This is a genomic window from Croceicoccus mobilis (assembly GCF_001661965.1).
In the GTDB taxonomy this organism is placed as follows: Bacteria; Pseudomonadota; Alphaproteobacteria; order Sphingomonadales; family Sphingomonadaceae; genus Croceicoccus; species Croceicoccus mobilis.
The window spans coordinates 55,134-77,957 of record NZ_LYWZ01000017.1; the positions used below are offsets into that span (position 1 = coordinate 55,134).

23 protein-coding genes are annotated in these 22,824 nt (G+C 64.0%); 10 read left to right on the forward strand and 13 right to left on the reverse strand.

Features of this window, described 5'->3' with window-relative positions:
• Positions 1 to 94 precede the first annotated feature (94 nt).
• Positions 95 to 1,510 carry an aromatic ring-hydroxylating oxygenase subunit alpha gene (locus tag A9D13_RS04525; RefSeq protein ID WP_082922105.1) on the forward strand — a complete coding sequence of 472 codons (1,416 nt, stop codon included), beginning with the start codon at positions 95 to 97 and terminating at the stop codon, positions 1,508 to 1,510.
• Between the two features lie 7 nt (positions 1,511 to 1,517).
• On the opposite strand, the gene A9D13_RS04530 is transcribed toward A9D13_RS04525, so the two are convergent.
• The 5 genes from A9D13_RS04530 to A9D13_RS04550 form a co-directional block, all read right to left on the reverse strand.
• The gene (locus A9D13_RS04530; protein WP_066770759.1) at positions 1,518 to 2,282 is read right to left on the reverse strand and encodes a glutathione S-transferase family protein; all 765 of its coding nucleotides are present in this window, start codon (positions 2,280 to 2,282) and stop codon (positions 1,518 to 1,520) included.
• A gap of 1 nt (position 2,283) precedes the next feature.
• Complete coding sequence (locus tag A9D13_RS04535) at positions 2,284 to 2,967, reverse strand: glutathione S-transferase N-terminal domain-containing protein (protein ID WP_066770982.1); 684 nt, start codon at positions 2,965 to 2,967, stop codon at positions 2,284 to 2,286.
• 296 nt (positions 2,968 to 3,263) lie between these two features.
• The gene (locus A9D13_RS04540; protein ID WP_066770761.1) at positions 3,264 to 3,818 is read right to left on the reverse strand and encodes a VOC family protein; all 555 of its coding nucleotides are present in this window, start codon (positions 3,816 to 3,818) and stop codon (positions 3,264 to 3,266) included.
• Positions 3,803 to 4,063 carry an SDR family NAD(P)-dependent oxidoreductase gene (locus A9D13_RS04545; protein WP_229665558.1) on the reverse strand — a complete coding sequence of 87 codons (261 nt, stop codon included), beginning with the start codon at positions 4,061 to 4,063 and terminating at the stop codon, positions 3,803 to 3,805. Before A9D13_RS04545 ends, A9D13_RS04540 begins: the two co-directional genes overlap by 16 nt.
• Positions 4,060 to 4,548 (reverse strand): VOC family protein, encoded by a 489-nt coding sequence (locus A9D13_RS04550; protein ID WP_066770765.1) that lies wholly within the window; start codon positions 4,546 to 4,548, stop codon positions 4,060 to 4,062. The genes A9D13_RS04545 and A9D13_RS04550 overlap by 4 nt, the downstream gene beginning before the upstream one ends.
• Before the next feature lie 415 nt (positions 4,549 to 4,963).
• Here A9D13_RS04550 and A9D13_RS04555 point away from each other — a divergent pair, with 415 nt between their 5' ends.
• On the forward strand, positions 4,964 to 7,345 hold the full coding sequence (locus A9D13_RS04555) for a TonB-dependent receptor (protein WP_066770768.1): 2,382 nt from the start codon (positions 4,964 to 4,966) through the stop codon (positions 7,343 to 7,345).
• 105 nt (positions 7,346 to 7,450) lie between these two features.
• On the opposite strand, the gene A9D13_RS04560 is transcribed toward A9D13_RS04555, so the two are convergent.
• From A9D13_RS04560 to A9D13_RS04575, 4 genes are all read right to left on the reverse strand, one after another.
• A complete protein-coding gene (locus tag A9D13_RS04560) occupies positions 7,451 to 7,858 on the reverse strand; it encodes a nuclear transport factor 2 family protein (RefSeq protein WP_066770770.1) in 408 nt (135 codons plus the stop codon).
• Positions 7,859 to 8,013: 155 nt separating this feature from the next.
• Positions 8,014 to 8,790 carry an SDR family NAD(P)-dependent oxidoreductase gene (locus tag A9D13_RS04565; RefSeq protein ID WP_066770772.1) on the reverse strand — a complete coding sequence of 259 codons (777 nt, stop codon included), beginning with the start codon at positions 8,788 to 8,790 and terminating at the stop codon, positions 8,014 to 8,016.
• A gap of 14 nt (positions 8,791 to 8,804) precedes the next feature.
• Positions 8,805 to 9,353, reverse strand: a complete 549-nt coding sequence (locus A9D13_RS04570) for a VOC family protein (RefSeq protein WP_066770777.1) — start codon at positions 9,351 to 9,353, stop codon at positions 8,805 to 8,807.
• On the reverse strand, positions 9,350 to 10,333 hold the full coding sequence (locus tag A9D13_RS04575; RefSeq protein ID WP_066770781.1) for an AraC family transcriptional regulator: 984 nt from the start codon (positions 10,331 to 10,333) through the stop codon (positions 9,350 to 9,352). Before A9D13_RS04575 ends, A9D13_RS04570 begins: the two co-directional genes overlap by 4 nt.
• A gap of 182 nt (positions 10,334 to 10,515) precedes the next feature.
• On the opposite strand from A9D13_RS04575, the gene A9D13_RS04580 reads away from it, so the two are divergent.
• The 4 genes from A9D13_RS04580 (at position 10,516) to A9D13_RS04595 (ending at position 15,504) form a co-directional block, all read left to right on the forward strand.
• Positions 10,516 to 12,780 carry a TonB-dependent receptor gene (locus A9D13_RS04580; protein WP_172808099.1) on the forward strand — a complete coding sequence of 755 codons (2,265 nt, stop codon included), beginning with the start codon at positions 10,516 to 10,518 and terminating at the stop codon, positions 12,778 to 12,780.
• Positions 12,781 to 12,908: 128 nt separating this feature from the next.
• The gene (locus A9D13_RS04585) at positions 12,909 to 14,534 is read left to right on the forward strand and encodes a GMC family oxidoreductase (RefSeq protein ID WP_066770984.1); all 1,626 of its coding nucleotides are present in this window, start codon (positions 12,909 to 12,911) and stop codon (positions 14,532 to 14,534) included.
• Positions 14,531 to 14,968, forward strand: coding sequence for a hypothetical protein (locus A9D13_RS04590; RefSeq protein WP_066770787.1), 438 nt, complete (start codon positions 14,531 to 14,533; stop codon positions 14,966 to 14,968). The genes A9D13_RS04585 and A9D13_RS04590 overlap by 4 nt, the downstream gene beginning before the upstream one ends.
• Positions 14,965 to 15,504 carry a VOC family protein gene (locus A9D13_RS04595; RefSeq protein ID WP_066770793.1) on the forward strand — a complete coding sequence of 180 codons (540 nt, stop codon included), beginning with the start codon at positions 14,965 to 14,967 and terminating at the stop codon, positions 15,502 to 15,504. The genes A9D13_RS04590 and A9D13_RS04595 overlap by 4 nt, the downstream gene beginning before the upstream one ends.
• A gap of 27 nt (positions 15,505 to 15,531) precedes the next feature.
• Here A9D13_RS04595 and A9D13_RS04600 read toward each other — a convergent pair whose 3' ends face one another.
• The gene (locus A9D13_RS04600) at positions 15,532 to 16,299 is read right to left on the reverse strand and encodes an SDR family NAD(P)-dependent oxidoreductase (RefSeq protein WP_066770796.1); all 768 of its coding nucleotides are present in this window, start codon (positions 16,297 to 16,299) and stop codon (positions 15,532 to 15,534) included.
• Between the two features lie 268 nt (positions 16,300 to 16,567).
• Between A9D13_RS04600 and A9D13_RS04605 the strand changes: the two genes are divergently transcribed.
• Both A9D13_RS04605 and A9D13_RS04610 read left to right on the forward strand, forming a co-directional pair.
• Positions 16,568 to 18,196 (forward strand): FAD-dependent oxidoreductase, encoded by a 1,629-nt coding sequence (locus A9D13_RS04605; protein WP_066770798.1) that lies wholly within the window; start codon positions 16,568 to 16,570, stop codon positions 18,194 to 18,196.
• A gap of 1 nt (position 18,197) precedes the next feature.
• The gene (locus A9D13_RS04610) at positions 18,198 to 18,800 is read left to right on the forward strand and encodes an SRPBCC family protein (RefSeq protein ID WP_066770800.1); all 603 of its coding nucleotides are present in this window, start codon (positions 18,198 to 18,200) and stop codon (positions 18,798 to 18,800) included.
• Between the two features lie 10 nt (positions 18,801 to 18,810).
• Here the strand turns inward: A9D13_RS04610 and A9D13_RS04615 are convergent, their stop codons facing one another.
• Complete coding sequence (locus A9D13_RS04615; RefSeq protein WP_066770803.1) at positions 18,811 to 19,329, reverse strand: MarR family winged helix-turn-helix transcriptional regulator; 519 nt, start codon at positions 19,327 to 19,329, stop codon at positions 18,811 to 18,813.
• A gap of 178 nt (positions 19,330 to 19,507) precedes the next feature.
• Between A9D13_RS04615 and A9D13_RS04620 the strand changes: the two genes are divergently transcribed.
• Complete coding sequence (locus A9D13_RS04620) at positions 19,508 to 20,311, forward strand: ThuA domain-containing protein (RefSeq protein ID WP_066770806.1); 804 nt, start codon at positions 19,508 to 19,510, stop codon at positions 20,309 to 20,311.
• Here the strand turns inward: A9D13_RS04620 and A9D13_RS04625 are convergent.
• Together A9D13_RS04625 and A9D13_RS04630 are read right to left on the reverse strand one after the other, a co-directional pair.
• Positions 20,266 to 20,562 carry a Rieske (2Fe-2S) protein gene (locus A9D13_RS04625; protein ID WP_066770808.1) on the reverse strand — a complete coding sequence of 99 codons (297 nt, stop codon included), beginning with the start codon at positions 20,560 to 20,562 and terminating at the stop codon, positions 20,266 to 20,268. The two genes, A9D13_RS04620 and A9D13_RS04625, sit on opposite strands and share 46 nt — an antisense overlap.
• A gap of 14 nt (positions 20,563 to 20,576) precedes the next feature.
• Complete coding sequence (locus A9D13_RS04630) at positions 20,577 to 21,671, reverse strand: Gfo/Idh/MocA family protein (RefSeq protein WP_066770811.1); 1,095 nt, start codon at positions 21,669 to 21,671, stop codon at positions 20,577 to 20,579.
• Positions 21,672 to 21,820: 149 nt separating this feature from the next.
• Here A9D13_RS04630 and A9D13_RS04635 point away from each other — a divergent pair, with 149 nt between their 5' ends.
• Positions 21,821 to 22,633, forward strand: coding sequence for an enoyl-CoA hydratase-related protein (locus tag A9D13_RS04635; RefSeq protein WP_229665557.1), 813 nt, complete (start codon positions 21,821 to 21,823; stop codon positions 22,631 to 22,633).
• Positions 22,634 to 22,824: the final 191 nt, after the last annotated feature.

The following is a 22,824-nucleotide window of genomic DNA, read 5'->3' on the forward strand; positions in this document are numbered from 1 at the left end:
TGCTTCCCCCCGCCATGGCTTGCATGAGTGAGCCGCCAGCGGTTTCCTGCCTGCATCAAAGGTCGCAGCATCGGGCCGGAAGGATGGCGAAAACATGAGCAAGTGGAAGATCGACACGCTGAGCCGGCCGGGCACGGCAGCGCAGGAGGGCGAGGATCCATCGCAGGTCTATCAGCGCCTGATCAGCAATGACCGCGTGGCCGCCCCTTCGCATATCGCGACCAGCCTGCCCGCCGACAATGGCACCGACGGACCGCCAAAGGCACGCTATATCGACCCGACTTTCCACCGGATTGAAATGGAGCGGCTCTGGCCGCGCGTCTGGCAATTCGCCTGCCGCGAAGAGGAGATTCCCGAGGTCGGCGATCTTGTCGTCTATGACATCGGCGACATCAGCCATATCGTCGTGCGCACCGCGCCTGACGAGATCCGCGCCTATCGCAACGCCTGCCTGCACCGGGGCACTAGGCTGTGTCAGGAAGATACCAGCCTGCAGCAATTGCGCTGCCCGTTCCACGGCTTCACCTGGTCGCTGGAGGGCGAGCTGACCGAAGTGCCCTGCCGGTGGGACTTCCCCCAGATCGACCGGGCCGACATGCGCCTGCCGCAGGCAAGGGTGGAATGCTGGGGCGGCTTCGTCTTCATCAACATGGATGGCAATGCCCCGCCGCTAAATGAATATCTGGGTGTCCTGGACAGCAATTTGCCCGGCGAGAACTTCGCGAACAAATATATCGCGCACTATATCCGCAAGGTGCTGCCCGCGAACTGGAAGGCCTGCATAGAGGCGTTTCTGGAGGCCTACCATTCGGTCGAGACGCATAGCTGGTCGATGGGCTTCACCAATGACGCCAATGCGCAATATGACGTGTTTCCCGACACGCCCCATGTCAGCCGTTTTATGCATGCCTTCGGTGTGCAGAGCCCGCATCTCGACCGCGAATTGTCGGAACAGGAAGTGCTGGAGGAGCTGTTCTCCATCTTCTGGAGCGGCGAGCCGGCCCCAACCCTGCCGCCGGGTGAAAAGGCACGCGGCTTTGCCGCCGACCTCGTCCGACAGCAGCGGTCCGAAGCCATGGGCCGCGATTATTCGCAGGTATCCGACGCAGAGGCGCTGGATTCGATCGAATATTCGATCTTTCCCAACATGGTCCTGTTCCACGGGCTGGCGGTTCCGGTGGTCTATCGCTTCCGGCCCAATGGCAATGATCCCGACAGCTGCATCTTCGACCTGTTCATGCTGCTCGAATATCCGGAAGGCAGCCCCCGCCCCGACCCGGCCGAAGTGTTCGAGATGGGCGACATGACCTATCGCGAACTGACCGAAAAGCTCGGCTTCGATGCGTTTTTCGGCATCACCTACGATCAGGACACCGGCAATCTCGGGCTTCAGCAACAGGGCATGAAATCGCTGGAGAGCGACACGCTGATCTTCGCCCGCTATCAGGAATGCCGCCTGCGGCATTTCCACGAGATGATCACCCGCTATGTCGCGATGGCGCCTGAATGACGTCGGCCTAGAACCGCATCGGCAGCACGAAATGCGTTTTCAGCATGTGCTGCCGGTGGGCAATCAGGGCGGCGGGCACCTTTATGCCGATCAGTTCGAGACAGCCGCGCGACCATTCGCGATAGAAATCGGGCATGGGACAATCGGCTTCGTCCATCGGTGCCACCAGATTGGAAAAAGTGGTCCAGTAGATATCCGCAGCGCTCAGCCGGTCGCCGACGATATAGGGGCTGCCCGCTGCCTGCTGTCGTTCAAGCCGCCGCGCCAGCATTTCCATCACGGCGCCCGCCCGCATTGCCGAGTGCGCAAGGCTGCCGCCGCTGGAAAACTTGCGCTTCATATGGGCGACGGGCACTTCGCTCAACTGTCGCTCCATCACCTCCAGCATCAGCAGGCGGGCCGACCAGCCGAAACCGTCCTCGCCGCATAGCTCATGCGCAATGCCGAACATGGCGGTGCGCTCGTCCTCGTCATCGGGGACGAGCCGCGGTTCAGGGGCCAGCCGTTCGGCCAGCATCAGGATTTCCGACCAGTGCGCGCGCGGCCGTTCGTCGTCGAGCATGGCACAGGGCGCCGATGTCTGGCCGCTCCATTGCCGCAGCGCTTCATTGGGCGCTCCGCCTTCCTGGATGACGGGCCAGTAATCTATGCCCTTGATGTCGAAAAAGGCGCGTGCCGCCTCTCCCCACGGTCCGGGCACGCCGCGCGTGAACGCGATCCTGAGACCGGGGAGCGCCATGGCTTCTTCCACGCTGACATAATCGCGCCGCATGTCACCGGCCTCCGGTGTTGAAGAGAATACGCCGGGTTTCCTCGTCGAAATCCTGCGGCGGGTCGACCGTGATGTCGGCCATGACCCGCCGGACCGCCGGCCGTGCGCCGATCGCGGCGAACCAGCGCGCGACATTGGGATAATCGGACAGCGCGGTCACGTGGTGTGCGCGGAACAGCAGCCACGGCCAGCAGGCGATATCCGCCACCGAATATTCGCCTGCCAGAAAGTCGCGATGCGCCAGGGCCGTATCGAGCACGCGGTAGAGGCGCGCGACCTCGCGGCTGAACCGCGCGATGGCATAGGGAAGCCTTTCGGGCGCGTAGTTGAGGAAATGGCCCGCCTGCCCCAGCATGGGCCCTTGTCCGCTCATCTGCCACATAAGCCAGGCGTGGGCCGCGCTGCGCGCCCGCACCGATGCCGGGACCAGCGCGCCGCCCTTTTCGGCAAGATAAAGGAGGATCGCGCCAGATTCGAACACCGACAGCGGTTCGCCGCCGTCCGCTGGGTCGTCGTCGACGATCGCAGGGATGCGATTATTGGGGCTGATCGCCAGGAATTCGGGCGAGAACTGTTCCCCCGCCATGATGTCGAGCGGCTCGCGGCGATAGGCGATGCCCAGCTCCTCCATGCCGATCAGCGCCTTGATGACATTGGGGGAATCCCCGCCATAAATCGAAATCATGTTGCGCCCCTCAAATCCATAGTGCCGCGTCTGCGCCAGCATTGCGCAAAGCGGCCATGCGGGGGCACCATGTGCGGGAGGAAACCCTTGATGGCGGGGCCAGATGATCCATTCTTTGGGCTGGAACTGTCGGTGCCATGGCGTGGATGCCGGCTATCGCCTCGCTCAAGGGAGATCTGCCATGTCCCGCTCTGTGCCCGAGCTAATCGCTTGATGCCGCGCGGCGCCGCCACAATGGCGCAAGGACCGCGCTGCACCGGGCGGGCGCGGCTATGGCCTGCCCCGCCCTTCTTGCGTCATAGCGCGAAGGCCCTGATCGGATCGCTGCCATCCCAGCCGCCGGCCGCCTCGGCCACGGTCTTGCTGAGAAGGTCGCTGACGGGCGTGCGGTCGACGAGTTCGATCATGCAGCCATGGGTCGCGCGCATGTCGACATAGGCCGTGCGCGATCCTGCGATTTCCATATAGGTGGCGGCACCATCGACCGTGACGCCAAGACTGCGCATCCCTTCGTCGAAGCCGCCAAAGGCGCGGCAGACGTGATGAAACCCGCTCTGCCCCGCAGGCACGCCGTCGCGGTAGGCCGACGGCCCCTCGCTGTTCTGCCGGATCAGTTCGAGCTGGCAAGGCCCCGCCTGCGCCAGCGCGATGCTGAAGGCGAGCGGCACGCGGCGCCCGCGATACAGCGCGTCGGGCACTTCGAGGTCGAAACGGAAGAACGGCCCGATCCCCAGCGCCAGCCAGCTTTTCATCGCCTGGTCGAGATCGTCCACCACCCAGGCCGTCTGGACCAGCGGAAACGCGCTGTACCCGATGGCGGCGGCCGGGGGCGGTGTCACTGTCTGGTCCATGCCATTCTCCAATCTTCCCTGTCGCCGGTGTCCATGTGATGGAACCGGGCGCCATGCGCATGGGCGATCTCCGGCCCATGGGCATCGTCTATATCGACCGCAACGACCTTCGCTCCTTCGCCGGCAAGCCGCTCGACGACCGCGGCACCTATGCCCGAGGCCGCGCCGGTCACGATCGCGACGCGCCCTTCGGAACGGCGGCAGCCGCCGCGCATGGCGGTTTCTTCCCTCGCTTGACCGCTCATTTCGCGGTTCCCGGCAAATGTCGCATGTGCATCGGGTGCGACGGCTTCAGCACCTCCTGTATCTCGACCACATTGCCGTCGGGATCGCGCCCATAGGTTGCGGCCAGCCCCTGTTCGCGGTCGAACAGCGGGGGCCGGTGAAAGCGCATGCCCGCCGCCGACAGCCGCTCGTATTCAGCCTCGATATCGACGACATCGAGGCAGAAGTGGGTATAGCCATGATCGCATACCGGTCGGTCGGGGTCGCCCGGGCGCGGAGGGGGCGAGGAATATTCGAAGATCTCGAGGTGGAGGTCCCCCGCCTTCAGCATCGCCTGCCGCGCGGCGGAATCCTTTAGCGCCAGCACCTCGTCGATAAGCGGGTTTCCCCGGTCCCATCCCCCGGTCCAGCCGATCTGCTCAAAACCCAGAACATCGGTATAGAACCCGACGAGCCGATCGAGATCGGGGGTGGAGACGGCCACGTGATGCAGTCCGCGTATCATGCTGTGCCCCCGATCCTCTTAAGGCGAACCTGTCCCGGTCGCTTCCTGCCTGCCGACCGGTCAACGCCATTTCGGCTCCGGCGGTGGAAGGCGGCAGAATATGGCCGCCTCGCAGCGCGGCAACGCTCAAGTCTGGACAGATCGCCCCAATCACCAAAGCGCAAGAGCGCCCTTATCTCAGCTGTCGGTCCGCACGCGGACCGGGCTTCCGGGCCTATTTCTTTAAGCTTTGGCCCGACTGTCGAAACATGCCGACCTTATCCGCTGCGAAATCTTGTTCGCTGACGTACGAAAGCGGGGTGACCGGCCTTGGCGCCGACCCGCAAAGCGGGCGAAAGCGGGACCGGGCTAACGGGAATCGGCGACACAGCCGAGCAGGCGGAGCGAAATCCGCAACGGGAGTGGGAGGTAATCCATGAAGTCGAGCTATACCGCAACAACGGCCCTGGCTGCCGTCATCGCGCTGGCCATGGCAGGCAATGCCAGGGCGCAGGATGCGAATGAAACCGATCGGCCTGATCAGGCCGAGCCGATGCCCGCCGGTACTGGTGCGCCCGAGATCCTCGTGACCGCGCAAAGGCGGACAGAGCGCCTGCGCGATGTGCCGATATCCATGACGGTGGTCACGTCTGACAATCTGCAATCGGCAGGCGTCGTCGATACCGCCGGCCTCGAAAGGGTGACCCCCGGTCTCACCATGCAGCGCCAGAACGGCTATGTGAATCCATCGCTGCGCGGCATTTCCACCTCGGTCGTGACGGCGGGTGCCGAAAACCCGGTCGCGATCTATCTCGACGGCGTTTACGTCAGCAACATGGGCTCTTCGGTCTTTGCCTTGCCCGATGTCGAGCAGGTCGAAGTGCTGAAAGGTCCGCAGGGCACCTTGTTCGGCCGCAATGCGACCGGCGGCGCGATCCGTATCACCACCAAGACACCCTCCTTCGTGCCGACCGGCAAGGTCGAGGTGATGACCGGCTTCTATCCCGGCGCGGCGGCCAGCCAGTCGGCCTACGACCTTGCGGTCCGCGGTTTCGTATCCGGGCCGATCGTCAATGACACGGTGGCCGCCAGCGTCGCCTTTTCCATGCAGAAGAGCAACGGCTATGGCGTCAATGTCGCCTATGGGCAGGTCTCGGAAGCTGTGGACCGCGTCTATGGCAGCGACCGGCTCATGGCGCTTGAGGACAAGCTGCTTCGCGGCAAACTCTATTTCGAGCCGAGCAGCAACTTCTCGCTTCTGCTTACCGGATATTGGACCGATACGCACAGCAGCCGGAACCAGGGCGGCTATCTTGCCCTGAATGGCACGGCGCTGACGCCCGGCGAATTGTCGTTCCCCGATCGAATAAGCCCCGTCAGGCCGTGGGAATCGAGCTATGACTCGCTGCGTCCGCACACCACTTCGAAAACGCGCGGCGCCAGCATGGTGGCCGATATCGGCTTCGACGGGATCGGGACCGTCACCTCGACGACAGCCTATGCCTGGTCGAAATATTCCGAATGGAACGATTCCGAAGCATCCTACATCCCCGGCTGCCTCGCCGCCTTTGCCTGCACCGCCCCGTTCGATTCGATCCGCGACCGCAGCTTCCAGCAGGAACTGCTGTTCTCTTCCGAGAAATTCGGACCCTTCAGCTTTGTTGCGGGCGCGAATTATTACAAGGCCAATGCGCAGGTCTATGTGATGGTCAATGACTTCACCTACGGCCCCGACCCGCTGGGCGAAGTGCAGAACCCGCCGCTTTTCTTCTACACGCAGACGGTCAGGACCGACGCGCTCGGCTTCTTCTTCGAGGGCAGTTACGACCTGACCGACAGGCTGCACCTGTCAGCCGGCATCCGTTATAGCGACGAGAAGAAGACCGGCGTGCTCGATGTGTTCGGAGGCCTCGATTTCACGACGTTCGAGGTGGTGAACTTTTTGCCGCCCGACTTCGCGCTGACCGATACCAAGGCCAAGAAATGGACCCCGCGCGCATCGCTGCGCTACGAACTCGACGATCGGTCGAACGTCTATTTCACCTTCAGCCAGGGCTTCAAGTCGGGCATCATTCCCGGCGGCGCACCCGGCGCTGCCGAGGTGAAGCCCGAGCAGATCACCGCCTATGAGCTGGGCCTCAAGACCGCGCAGCCCGGATACAATCTGAACGCGGCGATATTCTATTACGATTACAAGGATATCCAGGTCCAGACGAATGGGGGCGCAGGCGGCGTCGTCAATATCGTCGATAATGCGGCAAAGGCGCGGATCTATGGCCTCGACCTCGACGGATCGTTCGACCTGACCGATGCGTTCACCGTGCGCGGCGGCGTGTCGTGGATACCCTATGCCAAATATCTCGAATATCCCGGCGCCCCTGTGAACCTCCCGCGGCCGATCGATCCGGCAGACCCGCTCAATACCGATGTGACGGGCGGCGATGGCGTGTTCGTTCCCGGGCAAGGCATCGATCTTAGCGGAACGCGGCTTTTCAAGACCCCGAAGCTGACCGTCAGCATGACGGCGACCTATGCGATCCCCACCAGCGGGGGCGAGGTCACCGTCTCCCCCAATCTCTATTACGCATCGAAGCTGTGCACCGAGCCGACCCATCTGGCCGACCTGTGCACCGACAATCTCAAGGTAAATCTCGAAATCGCCTATGAACAGGACGATGGGCCGTGGCGCTTTGCGCTGTGGGGCCGCAACCTGACCAATGACGATTCCTTCGTCTCGGTGTCGAATAATGGCTCGGGCGTGCTGCTGATGCCCGGCGATCCGCTCGAAGTGGGACTGACTTCGACCTTCAGCTTCTGATCCTCGCGCAAAAAGGGGCCGCTCCCCGTAAAAGGGAGCGGCCCCGGTTGGCGCAGCGGTGCTGCGGTGCTGCGGTGCTGCGGTGCTGCGGTGCTGCGGGGACGATTAGCCGATCGCGATATCCTCGATAAAGGGCACCACCTTTTGCGGATCGTAGAATTCGCGCCAATAGGCGATCTGTCCGTCGACGATCCGGAACTGCCAGCAATATCCATTGGCGTAATGCCGGCCGTCGACATGCGTGCCCGATGACGTGCAGGTGGCGAATAGTTCCCCCGCCCGGTCGGTTGCATAGACCTCGATATCGTGAAAGCCAAAGCTTGCCATGGTGTAGCGCACGCCGGCAAAGCGGGCCAGGATCTGGTCGCGCCCGTCGAACCGCGTCAACTGCCCCTCGGGCGAAAAGTGGGTTTCGACCAGCGCGTCGGCGCTGATCAGCGCGGCAAGCCCCGCCGCGTCATTGTCGCTGCCCAGACAGCGGAAGAATTCCGCCACGATCGCCTTGTCATTCATGGTCTCTGCGCCTCCTCTTCCCGTTCTTGTCATGGCTGCGGCGCAGGCGCCCGCCGGACCTGCACGCTAGCAGCATGCGCGATAGGCGCGGGGAAATTGCCTTTAAGAACCGGCGCTCTCGTCAAATCTTCCAGAGCGCGAAAAAGCTTCGGGTTTCAGCTGAGATAGACCCCGCCATCGACATTGATCGTCTGCCCGACCAGGAAACCGGCCATCGGGCTGGCCAGGAACAGCGCCGTGCCGACCAGATCGCCGGGCTGGCCCAACCGACCGGCGGGAATTATCCCTTCGACCATTGCGGTGAATTGCGCCGCATCAATGCCAAAACGCGCACCCATGTCGCGCGACAGCGCCGACCACAGCGGCGTTTCGATCTGACCGGGCGCGATGGCGTTGACGCGCACGCCCTTTTTCACCAGCGCCAGCGCCGCGGATTGGGTGATCGAAATGACCGACGCCTTGCTGGCGCAATATACCGGGGCATTTTCGTCGCCTCGACGTCCGCCGACAGACGCGATATTGACGATCGCCCCGCTCCCGCGTTCGGCCATGTGCCTTGCGGCAGCCTGCAGCATCATGAACAGGCCTGAGACATTGACCGCGTCAATCGCGGCCCAATCCTCACGCGTGGTATCGAACAGCGAAGGACAGCGAAACAACCCCGCCGCATTCACCAATACGTCGATCGCGCCATGGCTGGCGATGACGCCCGCGACCGCAGCGGCAATGCTGGCATCGTCGGCAACGTCCAGCGGGACGCCAATCGCATCGACCCCCTGCGCCGCCAGTGCCTGCGCCGCGTCGCCTGCCCCCTTGATGTCGCCCACCACGACCCGCGCGCCCTGCCCGCCAAAGCCTGCGGCAATCGCTTGCCCAATGCCGCTGGCACCGCCCGTGACGATAACGGTCTTGCCGGTCAGTCCCAGATCCATTTGTAATTCCCCTCCTAGCCCGGCATGGCGCGCACGGGATCGCTGCCGTCCCAGTCGCGCGCGGCCGCAACCATCATCTCGTGAACCGGATCGAGCATGGGCAAGAGCCCCTCCGCAATCTCGAAGGCGAGGCCCGCGCTGCCGGCGCCATAGCTGTCGAAATAGGCAAAGCGCGGCCCCCCGGCGCTCCCCTCATGGATCGGCGCGAGCCCGCTGGCGAGCGCGTGGGCGTGGGCCGCGTCAAATGCATCGGCGCTGTCGAACCAGCTCGACAGATGCTGGCACCCTTCGCGGCCGGATCGCAGGAAATCGCGATAGCCGCTGGGCGCATCGTCGTGCTGATGGATGATCTCCAGCTGCATCGTGTCGGATATCTGGGCATAGGCAAGCGAGAGAACCGGCGACGCCGACGGCTGGCCGCGATAGCGGTAATCGTCAAACCCCACCTCGCGCGAGACGAAGAACGGACCTGTTCCCATGATCTGCGTCCAGTATTCGAGCGCGCCATCGAAATCGTTCACCACCAGTCCCATCTGGCGGACCGGGCCCAATCGCGTCGTCATCGCGTGCCCCCGATCGTCATTGCCCCCTCGCCCCGGCGCAGGTCGCGCAAGCCCGCGCCATCGTGCCAGCGGCGGACCGCGCGGCGAAAACTGGCGACATCTTCATAGCCCAGCCGCCAGGACATGCGCTTGGGCGTCACCCCCTCGGCCAGCGCGCAATCGACATAGGCACGGCGGAATTCCATCTGCAGTTCGCGATAGCTGCAATTCTCCTCTTGCAGACGGCGGTGCAGCGTCGTCCTGCTCATGGCGAGCCGTTCGCAGGCCTCGTCCAATGTCGGCAGGCGCTCGCTCTGTTCGAACAGGTCGATCAGCCGCGCGCGCGTTTTTCGGTGCGCCGCCGGGTCGATCGCAAAGGCATGTCCCAGTTCGCTCGACATGACCGGAAGATCGAGTTCGCGCGCGTCGCCGATCATGCGGAACCGGTCGGCATCGTAAACGATCTTCTGATAGCCCAGTTCGGAATAGGCGTTGCGTTCGTCGGGCGCTGCGAACGGCACCTCCAGCGTCAGCAGGGTCGGCACCCGGTCGGCAAGCTGGAGCCAGAGCTCGATCATCGAGGAGATCGACGCCTCGGCACAAAAGCGATAGCCGCTGGCGTCGAATGGCAGTGCCGAATCCTGTTCGTAATACCAGTGCTGACCATCGTGCCGGAAGGTGGCATCGAAAGGCGCGCCGGCCAGCCGGGTGGCCCCGGTCCAATATTCCATGACCGTGCGCAAATCCGGCAGGAACATCATGCGCTTGCCCGCGACGCCAAGGTCTGAAAGCTTGGCCCGCGTGCCGCATTTCAGCGCGAAATTGCCCGGTGTGTGCCGCCCCAGCGCGGAAAACATGCGTGCCGCGCTGACATCGTCGAGGGGGCTCAGCCGGTCAATGGCGCCGGAGTCGAGCGGCACGCCCGCGAACACGGCGTCTTGCGTCTCTCCCGCGAGGTCGAGCCGGCGGGAATAGGCGCGGATCTTGGCGGGCTTGTGCATCCCCTTCTCCCCAATTGTCTTGTTATCGGGAGATCGTAACCCTGCACACGGCCTGCGTCAATTCAGGCATTCGGGACATTTGGCCCCGTAATTGAGGACTATTGCACCGATATGCGCCGCCGCACCGCCACAACGTGCGCTAGCTTACCGGGAATCAAAAAAAGAAAACATCGGGAGGGATGATGCAACGCAAGGCATGGCTGCTCGCGGGGGCGAGCCTGTTTGTCGCCGGTCCGGCATGGGCACAGGACGCAAATGACGCGGCAGGCAGCACGTCGCCGCCGGAAATCGTGGTCACAGGCGCAAACAAGTTCGGGCAGGATCTCGACAGGGCGGCGGTCGCCGCGACCTCAGTCGATGCAGAGCAGCTCGATGCCTATCGCATCACGTCGGTGCAGGACGTGGCGGTCCGCGTGCCCAGCCTCGTCTACAACAACCCGTCCAATTTCGCGCAGGCCTTCATTCGCGGCCTGGGCTCCAATTTCTCCTTGGGCGGGCTGGAATCGGCGGTCGCGACCTATGTCGACGGCGTCTATCTGCAGCGCCAGAACGGCGCCGCCATCGACCTGGTGGATCTGTCCGGCGTGCAGGTGCTGAAAGGTCCGCAAGGCACGCTTTACGGCCGCAACGCGACCGGCGGCGTCATATTGATCGAAACCGCCGATCCGACCGACCGGCTGGAGGGATCGGTCATGGGCGAATATGGCCGGTTCGACAGCTACCGCGTGCAGGGCGTGCTGAACCTGCCGGTATCGCAAACCATTGCGGTCCGCTTTTCCGGTCAGCTTAAAGGCAATGGCGATTTTTCGAACAATTACTACGATTCCTCGATCAAGCGCGGTCGGTCGCGATCCTATTACGGACGCGCGAAGGTCCGGTTTTCACCGACCACGAATTTCGATGCGACCTACATGCTCGAATATATGGAGCAGACATCGACATCGTTTTCGCAGCGCGAGACGCTGCCCTCACCCTATTGCCAGGTCTGTTTCCTGTTCGGCATCGATGCGCCGGGCAGCGATGATTTCTACGACAACAGCCAGACCGACGGCCCCGGCGTAAAGGACGATGTGAAATTCTGGGCGCACACGCTCACGCTCGATTATGCGAGCGATGATTTCACGGTCAGTTCGGTCACCGGTTATCGCCGCCAGAGCACGCCGCTGTCCGACGACCAGGAATTCATGCCGCCCGACTTCTTTCGCAGCCACGTCAGGGAACACGGCCCCAATTTCTATCACGACACCTATATCCGCACGGACTTCGACGGTCCGCTCAACGTCCTTGCCGGCGGCAGCTACATGGACGAGGACAATACGCAGGACGTGGGTTTCACCGGCCTTGCCTTCGGCGATCTCGACGTGCGCAACAGGAACGAGATCAGCGTGAAGTCGATCTCGTTCTATGGCGAGGCCAGCTATGACATCACGCCAGAGGTCAGGGTCAGCGCCGGCGCGCGCTGGAACCAGGACACCAAGAAAATCCACGTCACCAATAACGATGGCGCAAGAATCGCGCTCGGCCTGCCAGAAGAGGCGGCCGATTTCTCGGTACGCGCGCGCTTTCGCAGCCTTACGCCGCGCCTCGTGCTCTCTTACGACGGGGATGCGGGCTATTATTACGCCAGCTACAACCGGGGCGAGCGCAGCGGCGGGTTCGGCAGCCCGATCATCGCACCGGGAGCCGCGGTCGATCCCGAGACTCTCGACAATTTCGAGATCGGGGCGAAGAATAGCTTCATGAACGGCCTGCTGACGACGAGCCTGGCGCTGTTCTATGGCAGTTACAAGGACATACAGGTGCAGGTCGTCGACAGCCAGACCGGCTCGGTGCTCCTTCAGAACGCGGCCAAGGGAGAGGTCAAAGGTGTCGAGTTCGAAGCCACTTTGAAGCCGGCAGGCGGCCTCATCCTGTCGGGCGGCGTGACCTATCTGGGGAACAAGTTCAATTCCTTTCCGGATGCCAATGTCTTCAGCCCATTCCCAAGCTATCCGGGCGATGCGGATTATCCGGCAGATGCTCCGCCCTGCGGCAGCGCGGGGGCCCCTGCCAGTGCCTGCGGCGGGCTCGACGGCAGCCAGAAGCTGGATCTGTCGGGCAAGGTGCTGCCCCGTTCTCCGAAATTCGCAGGCTTCGTCGCGGCCAATTACGAAACCCCGGTCTTTGCCGACTGGAGCCTGCGCGCCGATGCGATCGCACGCTTCACCACGAAATACGAATTCACCGCAGGCGCGGGCGGGCTGCTGCGCAATGACATCCAGCACGGTTACACCAAGGTCGATGGCAGTCTCGCCCTTGCTTCGGATGGCGGAACGGAAGTGGGCGTCTATGCGCAGAACATCTTTGGCGCGAAATTCCTCCAGTTCGCGCAGACCGCGTCATTCGGCGCGTTCCAGGTCCGCCCCATGCCACCCACTTATGGCGTCCGCGTGAAGCAGAGCTTCTGAAACGGCGCCGTAACAGCCCTGTCCGGCCGAACCTCACCTTGCCGGACAGGGCTGCCTCTTTTTCTGCATGAACCCGGCGCATGGATACCGGTGAAGTGGGGACCGAACGGATAGAAGGAGCGGGGCGCATGACAGGCAGCAATGATACCGTCGACGTGGTGATCGTAGGGGCCGGTCCGTCGGGCGCGGTGGCGGCCAAGCGGCTGGCCGAGGCGGGGATGAGCGTGACCTGCCTCGAACAGGGCGATTGGACAGACCATGGCGCGCATGTCGGCGATAAGCCACTTTGGGAACTGATGGCCGCGCAAAAATACCACTGGCGTCCCAATGTCCGGCTTCTGGCCAGCGATTATCCGGTCGATGAAAGCGAAAGCGAGATACCCGCCGCCATGTTCAATGGCGTGGGCGGTTCGGCCATTCTCTATTCCGCCGCATGGCCGCGCCTGACGCCATCCGATTTCCGTGTGCGCTCGCTGGATGGCGTCGCGGCGGACTGGCCGCTCGATTACTGGGAGCTTGAGCCGTTCTATGAACGCGTCGAGGAAGTCGTCGGCGTCTCTGGCCTTGCCGGCGATCCCGCCTATCCGCCGCGCCGGGGCAAGGACTACCCGATGCCGCCGCTGCCCGTGGGCAAGACCGGGATGACCGCGATCAAGGGCATGGACAAGCTGGGCTGGCACTGGTGGGTGGGGAACAGCGCCATCGCGACCAGGCCCCATGGCAGGCTGAACCCGTGCCAGCGGATCGGCACCTGCAATTCCGGTTGCCCCGAACAGGCCAAATCCACGCCCGACATCACCCATTGGCCCGATGCCATCGCGCTGGGCGCACGGCTTGTGACTGGCGCACGGGTCAGCCGGGTCGAGACCGATGCCGCCGGGCACGCCAGCGGCGTGGAATGGATCGACCGGATGGGTGACCGCCATTTCCAGCGCGCCAGCATCGTCATCCTGTGCGCCAATGGCATCGGTACGCCCCGGCTTCTGCTGATGAGCGAGACGGGCCGGTTTCGGGGCGGGCTTGCCAATGGCTCGGGCCTCGTCGGGCGGAACCTGATGATGCACGGGATGAGCGTGGTGATCGGCGCGTTCGAAGAGGATTTGCAAAGCTGGCGCGGACCGTTCGGGCAGCATCTCTATTCGATGGAATTCTACGACACCGACGCCTCGCGCGGGTTCCTGCGCGGCGCGAAATGGCAGCTGTTTCCGGGCGCTGGGCCGATGGCCTTTCACGCTGGGGTCGCAGGTGCCCCATACGACCATGGCTGGGGCGAACAGATGCACCGCAACACCGACGTCTGGTTCGGCAAGTCGATGGGATGGAGCATCATCTATGAAGACCTCCCCGACCCTGAGAACCGCGTAACCCTCAGCGGCGATCTGACCGATAGCGACGAACTGCCTGCGCCCAGGATCCGCTTTCGCGTCGATGACAATGCCCGCCGCCTGTCGGCATTTCACTTGGAACGCGCGACCGAGGCACTGGAGGCGGCCGGCGCGCATAGCACGCAGAAGATCCCCGATACCGACATGGGCGCGCATCTCCTTGGCACCGCGCGCATGGGGGACGATCCGGCCAGCTCGGTCGTCGACCGCTGGGGCGAGGCGCATGACGTGCCGGGGCTGTTCATCTTCGATGGCAGCGTGTTCCCGACCTCGGGCGGGGTGAACCCCACGGCGACAATCTGCGCGCTGGCGCTGCGCAATGCCGAACGCATCGTCGCGCGCCGCCGCGACATCCGGAGCGCGGCGTGAGCGCCGGGTTCACCGAAAGCCAGCGCGAAACGCTGGCGAGGCTCGCCGATATACTTGCGCCTGCCTATGGGAAAATGCCGGCGGCCAGCGAAATCGGTATCGCTGGCACCATGCTCGACACGGTGATCGGCTATCGCCCCGATCTCAGGCCCGAACTCGCGCAGGTGCTGAACCGCGCGGCGGGGCATGAGAGCGAGCCCTGGCTGCGCGCCTTTCTGGAGGACGAGCCCGAGCTGTTCGCCGCGCTGGGGGCAGTGGTCGCCCACGGCTATTACATCAACGAAGAGGTGCGCCGCCTGATCGGCTATCCGGGGCAGGAACGACTGCCCTTCGATCCCGACGAGACGCCCGAATATGCCGCCAATGGCATGCTTGGCCGGGTACAGGCGCGCGGGCCCATTTGGCGCGATCCGCGCAAGGGAGAGAATGCATGAGCCGCATATTCGGACCGACCCGGCAACTGGGCATCGTGGTCCACGACTTCATGGGCACGCTGCGCCACTGGACCGAGGTGCAGGGCATCGGCCCGTTCTTCTATTTCACCGACACGCCGGTCGAAGGCTTTCGCCTGCGCGGGGTGAAATCGGAGCCGCCGGTGCTCTCGATCGCCTTTGGCTATAGCGGCGACCTGCAGATCGAGATCATCCACCAGCACAATGCTGCGCCCAGCATGTATCGCGAATTCCTCGTTTCCGGGCGCGAGGGGCTGAACCATGTTTCCGCCTTCCACGACACGGCGGGCTATGATGCGGTCTATGCGCAGACCATCGCACGCCATGGCGCGGCATGGCAGGAAGGCGCCATCGGGGGCGTGCGCTTCGCCTATTTCGAAACCGAAAGCACGCCCGGCGCGACGATTTGCGAAATTTCGGAATCGGGCAATCCCGAAACCGCCGCAATCTTCGCGGCCATGCGCGATGCGGCGCGGGACTGGGACGGCAGCGACCCGATCAGACCGCTCGTCCCCTGACCCGGCCTGACGGCGCGCCCGCTCCGCTTAGCTTGGAAACATCTCTGCCTGCGTCGGGATGCGGCGGAGCGTGTTGCCGCCATTGATCTGCACGATCTGGCCGGTCGCGAAACATTCATCGCTGCTGTACCATGCCATCGCGGCGGCGATGTCATCCACCGTGCCCAATCGCCCAAGCGGCGTTTCGCGGACAAAGGCGTCGATCATCGTGCCATATTCGAAATAGGCCTCGGTAATCCCTGACCGGGTAAATCCCGGCGCGATTGCGTTCACCCTGATGCCTGCCGCGCCATATTCGGCCGCCGCCACCCTGACGATCTGATCCGCGCCCGCCTTGGTCGACGAATAAACGGCCAGTCCCGGCCCTGCGTGAAAGGCCGTGACCGAGCTGGTGGTGAGGATCGATCCGCCAGCTCTCATGCACCGGGCCATTTGCTTGATGAAATAGGCGGTCCCGAACAGGTGCAGCCGCGCCTGCGGCAGGAAATCCGCTTCGGTGATGTCGTCGATCGCGCCCCCGGCATTTGCGCCAGCGCAATTGATCGCGATGTCGAGCCGGCCGTATTTTCCGATGGCGCCATCGGCAAGAGCCGCGACGGATGACTCTTCGGTGATGTCACATGCGATCGCATGGCCGCCGATCTCCCGCGCCAGCGCCGCGATGCCACCGGCGCGGCGTGCGGCGACCACCACTTGCGCGCCATCGGCGGCAAGCCTGCGCGCCGTCGCGGCCCCGATCCCGGCGGGATCGGACGCGCCCAGAACCAGCGCCACCTTTTCTTCAAACCGTGCCATCAAGCCTCTCTCCCACTTGCCTTTTCATTTCATCGCGCGGCGCGACCATCCCCGCTCCGCCTGAACGGCGCAATCGGACAGCGTCCGGCACCCGCCAAATTCTGTATGCCCTGCGCGATCCATCCAGAAACCGGGCGCTGGTCGCGCACGCCTCCTCGGCTTTGCGCGGGGCCATGGCCCGTCTTTTATTTCGATTGACAGGGTCGTACGCTCGCTATCATTATAGTAGCATAATGAACAGGGCCAAAGGCCCGCCGGGAGAGCGAAAATGCAGGAAAGCTGGGATCAGATAACCGATGTGGTTGTCATCGGCTCGGGCTCGGCGGGGCTGTCGGCCGCGCTCAGCGCGCGCAGCCACGGGGCAGAGGTGCTGATTCTGGAGAGATCCGGAAAGCTGGGCGGGACCAGCGCGGTTTCGGGGGGATTGCCGTGGATCCCCAATAACCATCACATGCAAGAGCTGGGGGCCGAGGACTCGCGCGAGGAGGCGCTCACCTATCTGCGCCGCCTGTCGCTGGGCAAGATGGACGAGGCCCTGTGCGAAACCTATGTCGACACCGCGCCCGATGTCATCCGTTTCCTGGAGGCGGAGACCGAGCTGGAATTCGTCGCACTGACGATCCCCGACTATCACCCGGAATTCGAAGGCGGGAAGACCGGCCGCTCGCTGACCGCGCGCGTCTTTCCCGCTGGCGAGCTGGGCGAATTGCGCCCGGCGCTCAGGATGAGCCCGCATTTCCCCTTCCCCGTCTCGCTCGCCGATGTGAACGATGGCAAGACGAACCTGCTCGACCCGCAGATGATCGCCGACCGCATGGCGAAAGATCTTGTCGGAACCGGCCATGCACTGATGGCGGGCATGATCGCGGCGGCGCAGGACAAGGGCATCGGCATGCAAATGGGCATGCGCGTGCGCGAACTGGTGATGGAGGATGGCGTCGTGGTCGGCGTCGTGGTCGAGACCGCCGATGGCCGCCAGCGCATCGGCGCGCGGCGCGGCGTCGTCATCGCCTCGGGCGGGTTCGAATGGAACGATGAACTGGTCCGCGATTTCATCTTCGGCCCCGAGATCGCACCGCTCAGCCCGCCCTTCAATGAAGGGGACGGCCTGAAGATGGCGATGGGCGCAGGCGCCGAGCTGGGCAATATGAGCGAGGCCTGGTTCCATGCCTCGATCCGGATACCCGGCGAGGAATACGAGGGGCGGCAGCTGAACCGGCTCACCTCGGCCGAACGGCACTCCCCCGGCTCGATCATCGTCAACGCGCACGGCCAGCGCTTTGTGAACGAGGCGCTGAGCTATCACGACGTCTGCCTCGCCATGCGCGAGCATGATCCGCAGACCTTCGAATTCCCCAATGCCAAGGCGTGGATCGTCATCCACCACGCTTTCCTCGACAAATATACCTTCATGACCCGCATGCCCGGCGACCCGGTGCCAGACTGGCTGACCCGCGCCCCCACCCTGCGCGAACTGGCCGACAGTATCGGGGTCGATGCCGATGGGCTGGAGGCGACGGTCGCCCGCTTCAACGCACACGCAAAGGCCGGCACCGACCCCGATTTCCACCGCGGGGAAAGCGCCTATGACCGTTATTACGGCGACCCGGATCGCGACGGCGCCTTGAGGACACTTGGCCCGCTCGACCAGCCGCCATTCTATGCTTGCGAGCTGCGCATCGGCGCGCTCGGCACGCGGGGCGGGCCGCGCGTTACCGGCAATGCGCAGGTCCGCTCCACGACCGGCGGCGTGATCGCTGGGCTCTATGCCGCGGGCAATGCCATGGCGAGCTTTACCGGCATGTCCTATCCGGGCGCGGGCGGCACGATCGGCCCGGCGCTGACTTTCGGCTATCTGGCGGGCCGTCACGCCGCCACCGGCGCCAACCGGTTCTGACATGCCCGAAATCCGCATCACCCGCAGTGCTGCCGTCGATCCGGCGACGGCATGGGCATTTATTTCGGAAATGGACAATTGGGCGCCGCTGCTTACCGGCTATGAAAGCCATGTCAAAACAGACAAGCGCCATTCGCGCTGGACGGTAAAGGGCGAGCTTGCCGGGCTGACCCGGATCGCCGAGATCGATGTCGCCGTCACCGAATGGAAAGCGTCCGAACGGATCGCCTTCACGCTCACCGGTGTAAACGAACCCTTTGCTGGCGGCGGCGAATTCACGGTTGCGGGCATCGGCGCGCCCGTTCCCGCCAGCGACGATGCGCCCGTTCGCACGGATTCCGTCGTGAAGCGCATCGCATTGGCAGCCATGCGCTGGCTGTTGCGCCTGTTGACCCGGCGGGGCGGCGAACACGCGTCGGACGGACCGGCGACACCCCTTGCCAGAGCCGGCCCCGCCGGCCGCCGCACCACGCTCGCCTGCAGGCTGGAGGTGAGCGCATCGGGCGGGTCGGGCCCGATCATGAACCTGCTGCTGCCCGCTATTCTTGACGCGGTCGCGCAGGACACGGCAGGCCGCATCGTCGCGGCTCTGGAGGCGCGCTGAGCGCCCCGCCTTACATGTCGGAACCGGTGACTTTCGCGATCCGCGCGCGATTTATCGCCCCCTCCTCGGCAGCCTTGTCACCCAAGAAGGCGATCAGCTGAAGCAGCGTTTCGCGCAACGCGCGTTCTCCGTCGGGACCCAGCACCGCCTGCACCTCGGCGATCAGCACTTCGCTCGCCTCGCGCAGGCGCGGTTCGGTCTCACGGCCAAGATCGGTCATCATGACCTCGACCCAGCGGCGATCGCTCGTCGAGCGCCGCCGGGTGATAAAGCCGTCGCGCTCCAGCCGCGTCAGCGTCTGGCCGATGGCGGCGGGGCCAAGGCGAAGCCGCTCGGACAGGTCCTTGGGCGTCAACGGTTCGCGCTGCGATAGTTCGTACAGCACATAGGCGCCCGCGGGCGTCACCTCGCAGCTGGCCGTCCTGCCGCTGTAGAGCGCACCCTGCAGCCTGCCCGCGACCTGGAGAAGATAGGGCAGGCTGGACTTGATCGGATCGACATTTTCCACCTCGTCCCTGGCTGCCAACATCCATTCTCCATCGTACAGGCGCGGCTTTACGGTAGAGGGGCCGCCCGGTTTGGCAATAGGGGAGCTGTGCGAATGCTCGCCAATCGCTGCTTGCTTTTCGTATACAGGCTTACCATCTTGCGCTGCATTATTCCGGCAATGGCCGCAATGCCCACGACCGGAAAGAGGGGAGAATGGCATGACAGGCAGGAACAGGGTCCAGCTGATCGTTGGCGCGGAATTCCACGATGCCGATTACGTGCGCCGCGAACTTCTCGAGATGCTGTCGGCAGATCCGCTCAATCTCGTGCGCTGCGACAGCGACTGGAGCCATGCCGACGCGCTGGGAGAAACCGATTTCCTTCTCACCTATTCCAGCAATGTGTTCCCCGATGCTGCCGGGCGCACCGCGCTGGAAGCGTTCCTGCGGCGCGGTGGGCGCTGGCTCGCCATCCATGGCAGCGCGGCCTATACGGAATTCAGGCCGCCGGCAGTCGATATCGGCGGCATCCGGTTGCCCGGCCTGACAGACACGCCCGACAAGGAGGGCGCTTATATGGACATACTGGGCTGCCGCTTCGTCTCGCATCTCGCCATGCAGGAGATCGAGATCGCGCCCTGTTCGGATCATCCGCTCGTAGCCGGGATCGCGCCGTTCCGGGTTACCGACGAACCCTATGTCATGGAGCTGCGCGGCGAGGTCGAGGTGCTGGCCAGCGCGCGCTTTACCGGAGAAGCGCCGGGTTATGTGCGCGGACCGTGGCTGGAGGACGAGGAGCGCCCGCAGATCATCCTGCACCGGCTGGGCGACGGCGAAGCGCTCTATGTCGCGCCCGGCCATGCATGCGGGCCCTATGACCTGCGCCCGTTCATAGACGAGATTCCGGCCATCCGCGGCCCATGGACCGTGCCCGAATACCGCGAGATAATTGCCCGCGCGATCCGCTGGGGTACGGGTCAGAGCGTGATCTCGACCTCTTCGCCCGAAACCGCGACGGGATAGAATTTCAACGGACAATCGGTCATCGGCGACAGCGAGCGGCCGTCTTCAAGGCTGAAGCGCGCGCCGTGATGCGGGCAGAACAGCGACCCGCGCCGCACCCTTGCCCCTTCGAGCGACAGGTCCTGGTGCGGGCAGGTTTCGTCCATCGCCAGCACGGCATTGCCATTGCGGCAGACGAGGACGCGCTTGCCCTCCACCTCGATGATCGAGGCGCCGGATTCGGGAATTTGCGACAGGGGAATCGTGGCCATCTGCGTTTCTCCCCTTAAACCTGCGTCCGCGTGCCGGACGCGGCGGATTTCTCGATGGCGGAAAGCAGGCGGTGACGCTTCACCGCCTCCTCGAAATCGGGGCAGTCATGCGTGCCGCTACGGATATCGCCTGCCAGCAGCGCATAGGCCTGCGCCACGTTCTGCACCAGCGCCGGGGCTTCTGCGGTCCAGCTATATTTCGCGGGAACCTCCATGGGCGCGACTGCCTGGTCCTCGCCCTTTCCCCCGCTGATGGAAAGGTCGAACAGCTGGGCATGGCCGCCCGGGCCGGTGATGACGATGTCGCCTTCTGTCCCGTTGATCTCGAGCAGCATGTTGGTTTCGCGTGAGACCCCGCCGCGATAATGGATAGACCCCACCGCGCCGCCCTCGAACAGCGCATTGACCAGCACCTGGTCCTCGGCCGTCAGGTCCAGCGGAGTATTATCAGGCACCAGCACCGCGCTCGTGCGCCGATTGGCAAGCATGGCTTCGACCTCTTTCACCTCGCCCACGCACTGGCACAGCGCGTCCATCGTATGGCCGAATGGGATGGAGAGCATGGTCGCGCCATTCGCCTTGTCGAATGTATAGGCATTGGGCTGGTCGACCGCCGCGCCCCAGTTCATGCCCGACCCGATCAAAGAGAGCGAGAGCACCTCGCCGACATAGCCATCGGCGATGAGGTCCTTGAGAAAGCGGAACACCGGCGCCGAACGCGCCTGCATGCCGACAGCGGCGACAACGCCCTTCGCCTCGGCCAGCGCGGCCATTTCCTCGGCCTCTGCCAGCCCGTTGCCCAGCGGCCATTCGCAATAGACATGTTTGCCCGCTTGAATCGCGGCGGTGACCAGTTCGCGGTGATGCGGCACCTTAACCGTAACGACGACCAGATCGACCGCCGGATCGTTCACAAGATCGTGATGGTTGTCATAAGCCTTGTCCACGCCGAACTCGTCAGCTGCGGCCCGCGCGCTTTCCATCCGGGTCGTCGACAGGGCCACAATCTCGTAATCGTCCAGCGATCGCAGCGCCGGTATGTGCGAAATCGCGGCCCAGCTTCGGCCCGGTGCCACGCCGATGATACCTACGCCAATCTTCTGCGCCATATTCACGATCCGCTCCGTCTCTGGTCGGCCTTGCCGATCTCATGGTTGATGACCTCCTCGATAGATCGTAAGCTTGCATACTGCAACCTTTGGGCAAGAGGAGAAGCGTCATTTCAGGCGACAGCGAGAAAACCGGCGCAGAGCATTCCGTGCTCTTCGAAATAGACGGCCCCACTGCGGTCATACGCTTCAACCGGCCCGACAAGCTGAATGCCTGCACCAGGGAAATGGGCGCGGCGCTGATCGAGCTGATCGACCGGGCCGAAAGCCAGCAGGCCGTGCGCTGCATCGTCATCACCGGCAATGGCAGGGCGTTTTGCGCCGGGGCCGACCTGTCGGCGTCAAAGGGCACCTTCGCTGCCGCCGCCGACACGCAGGCAGAACCGTTCCGCGATTTCGGCGGGATCATCACTTTGCGGCTCTATGATTGCGTCAAGCCGGTGATCGTCGCCTTCAACGGCCCGGCAGCGGGCATGGGCGTTACATTGGCGCTTGCCGCCGACATCCGGATCGCATCGGACACGGCAAAATTCGTCCTGCCCTTCGTGCGGCGCGGCATCGTGCCCGAATCGGCTTCGAGCTGGTTCCTGCCGCGCATCGTCGGACTGCCCCGCGCGATGGAATGGATGCTGCGCGGCGCCACCGTCGATGCATCCGAAGCATTGGCGGCGGGACTCGTCAGCGCGGTCCACCCGGAAAGCGCCCTGATTCCCGCAGCTTTCGCCCTTGCCGAAGAGATCGCGACACATACCGCGCCGGTCTCGGTCGCGCTGACGCGGCGGCTACTGTGGCGCATGGCCGGGGCACCCGACCCGCACGCCGCCCATGCGATCGAAAGCAGGCTGCTGCACGAACGTATGCGATCCTCCGATATTCGGGAGGGTGCGAAAAGCTTTCTCGACAAGCGCTTGCCCGAATTTCCCGACCGGCTGGACGATGGCCTGCCCGCTCTGGACTGGTAATCATGCGTGCTATTTTTGCAACGTTCCTGCGCAGGGTCCTGCTGGCGGCGGCTGCAGGGCGCTAAACGCATTGACCGCGGGACCCGACAAAACTAGTACATTAGCTTATCATGCGCTTCCGTATCATTTATCGGTCGCATGGTGGAGCGGGCAAAGACCCGATGAAGATACCGGTTTGTAAAGCCGGAAAA

Excerpts from the sequence above, each read along its gene's own strand:
- A9D13_RS04525 (WP_082922105.1), top strand. The coding sequence starts at position 95 with ATGAGCAAGTGGAAGATCGACACGCTGAGCCGGCCGGGCACGGCAGCG.
- A9D13_RS04530 (WP_066770759.1), bottom strand. The coding sequence starts at position 2,282 with ATGCGGCGCGATTATGTCAGCGTGGAAGAAGCCATGGCGCTCCCCGGT.
- A9D13_RS04535 (WP_066770982.1), bottom strand. The coding sequence starts at position 2,967 with ATGATTTCGATTTATGGCGGGGATTCCCCCAATGTCATCAAGGCGCTG.
- A9D13_RS04540 (WP_066770761.1), bottom strand. The coding sequence starts at position 3,818 with ATGGACCAGACAGTGACACCGCCCCCGGCCGCCGCCATCGGGTACAGC.
- A9D13_RS04545 (WP_229665558.1), bottom strand. The coding sequence starts at position 4,063 with ATGAGCGGTCAAGCGAGGGAAGAAACCGCCATGCGCGGCGGCTGCCGC.
- A9D13_RS04550 (WP_066770765.1), bottom strand. The coding sequence starts at position 4,548 with ATGATACGCGGACTGCATCACGTGGCCGTCTCCACCCCCGATCTCGAT.
- A9D13_RS04555 (WP_066770768.1), top strand. The coding sequence starts at position 4,964 with ATGAAGTCGAGCTATACCGCAACAACGGCCCTGGCTGCCGTCATCGCG.
- A9D13_RS04560 (WP_066770770.1), bottom strand. The coding sequence starts at position 7,858 with ATGAATGACAAGGCGATCGTGGCGGAATTCTTCCGCTGTCTGGGCAGC.
- A9D13_RS04565 (WP_066770772.1), bottom strand. The coding sequence starts at position 8,790 with ATGGATCTGGGACTGACCGGCAAGACCGTTATCGTCACGGGCGGTGCC.
- A9D13_RS04570 (WP_066770777.1), bottom strand. The coding sequence starts at position 9,353 with ATGACGACGCGATTGGGCCCGGTCCGCCAGATGGGACTGGTGGTGAAC.
- A9D13_RS04575 (WP_066770781.1), bottom strand. The coding sequence starts at position 10,333 with ATGCACAAGCCCGCCAAGATCCGCGCCTATTCCCGCCGGCTCGACCTC.
- A9D13_RS04580 (WP_172808099.1), top strand. The coding sequence starts at position 10,516 with ATGCAACGCAAGGCATGGCTGCTCGCGGGGGCGAGCCTGTTTGTCGCC.
- A9D13_RS04585 (WP_066770984.1), top strand. The coding sequence starts at position 12,909 with ATGACAGGCAGCAATGATACCGTCGACGTGGTGATCGTAGGGGCCGGT.
- A9D13_RS04595 (WP_066770793.1), top strand. The coding sequence starts at position 14,965 with ATGAGCCGCATATTCGGACCGACCCGGCAACTGGGCATCGTGGTCCAC.
- A9D13_RS04600 (WP_066770796.1), bottom strand. The coding sequence starts at position 16,299 with ATGGCACGGTTTGAAGAAAAGGTGGCGCTGGTTCTGGGCGCGTCCGAT.
- A9D13_RS04605 (WP_066770798.1), top strand. The coding sequence starts at position 16,568 with ATGCAGGAAAGCTGGGATCAGATAACCGATGTGGTTGTCATCGGCTCG.
- A9D13_RS04610 (WP_066770800.1), top strand. The coding sequence starts at position 18,198 with ATGCCCGAAATCCGCATCACCCGCAGTGCTGCCGTCGATCCGGCGACG.
- A9D13_RS04615 (WP_066770803.1), bottom strand. The coding sequence starts at position 19,329 with ATGTTGGCAGCCAGGGACGAGGTGGAAAATGTCGATCCGATCAAGTCC.
- A9D13_RS04620 (WP_066770806.1), top strand. The coding sequence starts at position 19,508 with ATGACAGGCAGGAACAGGGTCCAGCTGATCGTTGGCGCGGAATTCCAC.
- A9D13_RS04625 (WP_066770808.1), bottom strand. The coding sequence starts at position 20,562 with ATGGCCACGATTCCCCTGTCGCAAATTCCCGAATCCGGCGCCTCGATC.
- A9D13_RS04630 (WP_066770811.1), bottom strand. The coding sequence starts at position 21,671 with ATGGCGCAGAAGATTGGCGTAGGTATCATCGGCGTGGCACCGGGCCGA.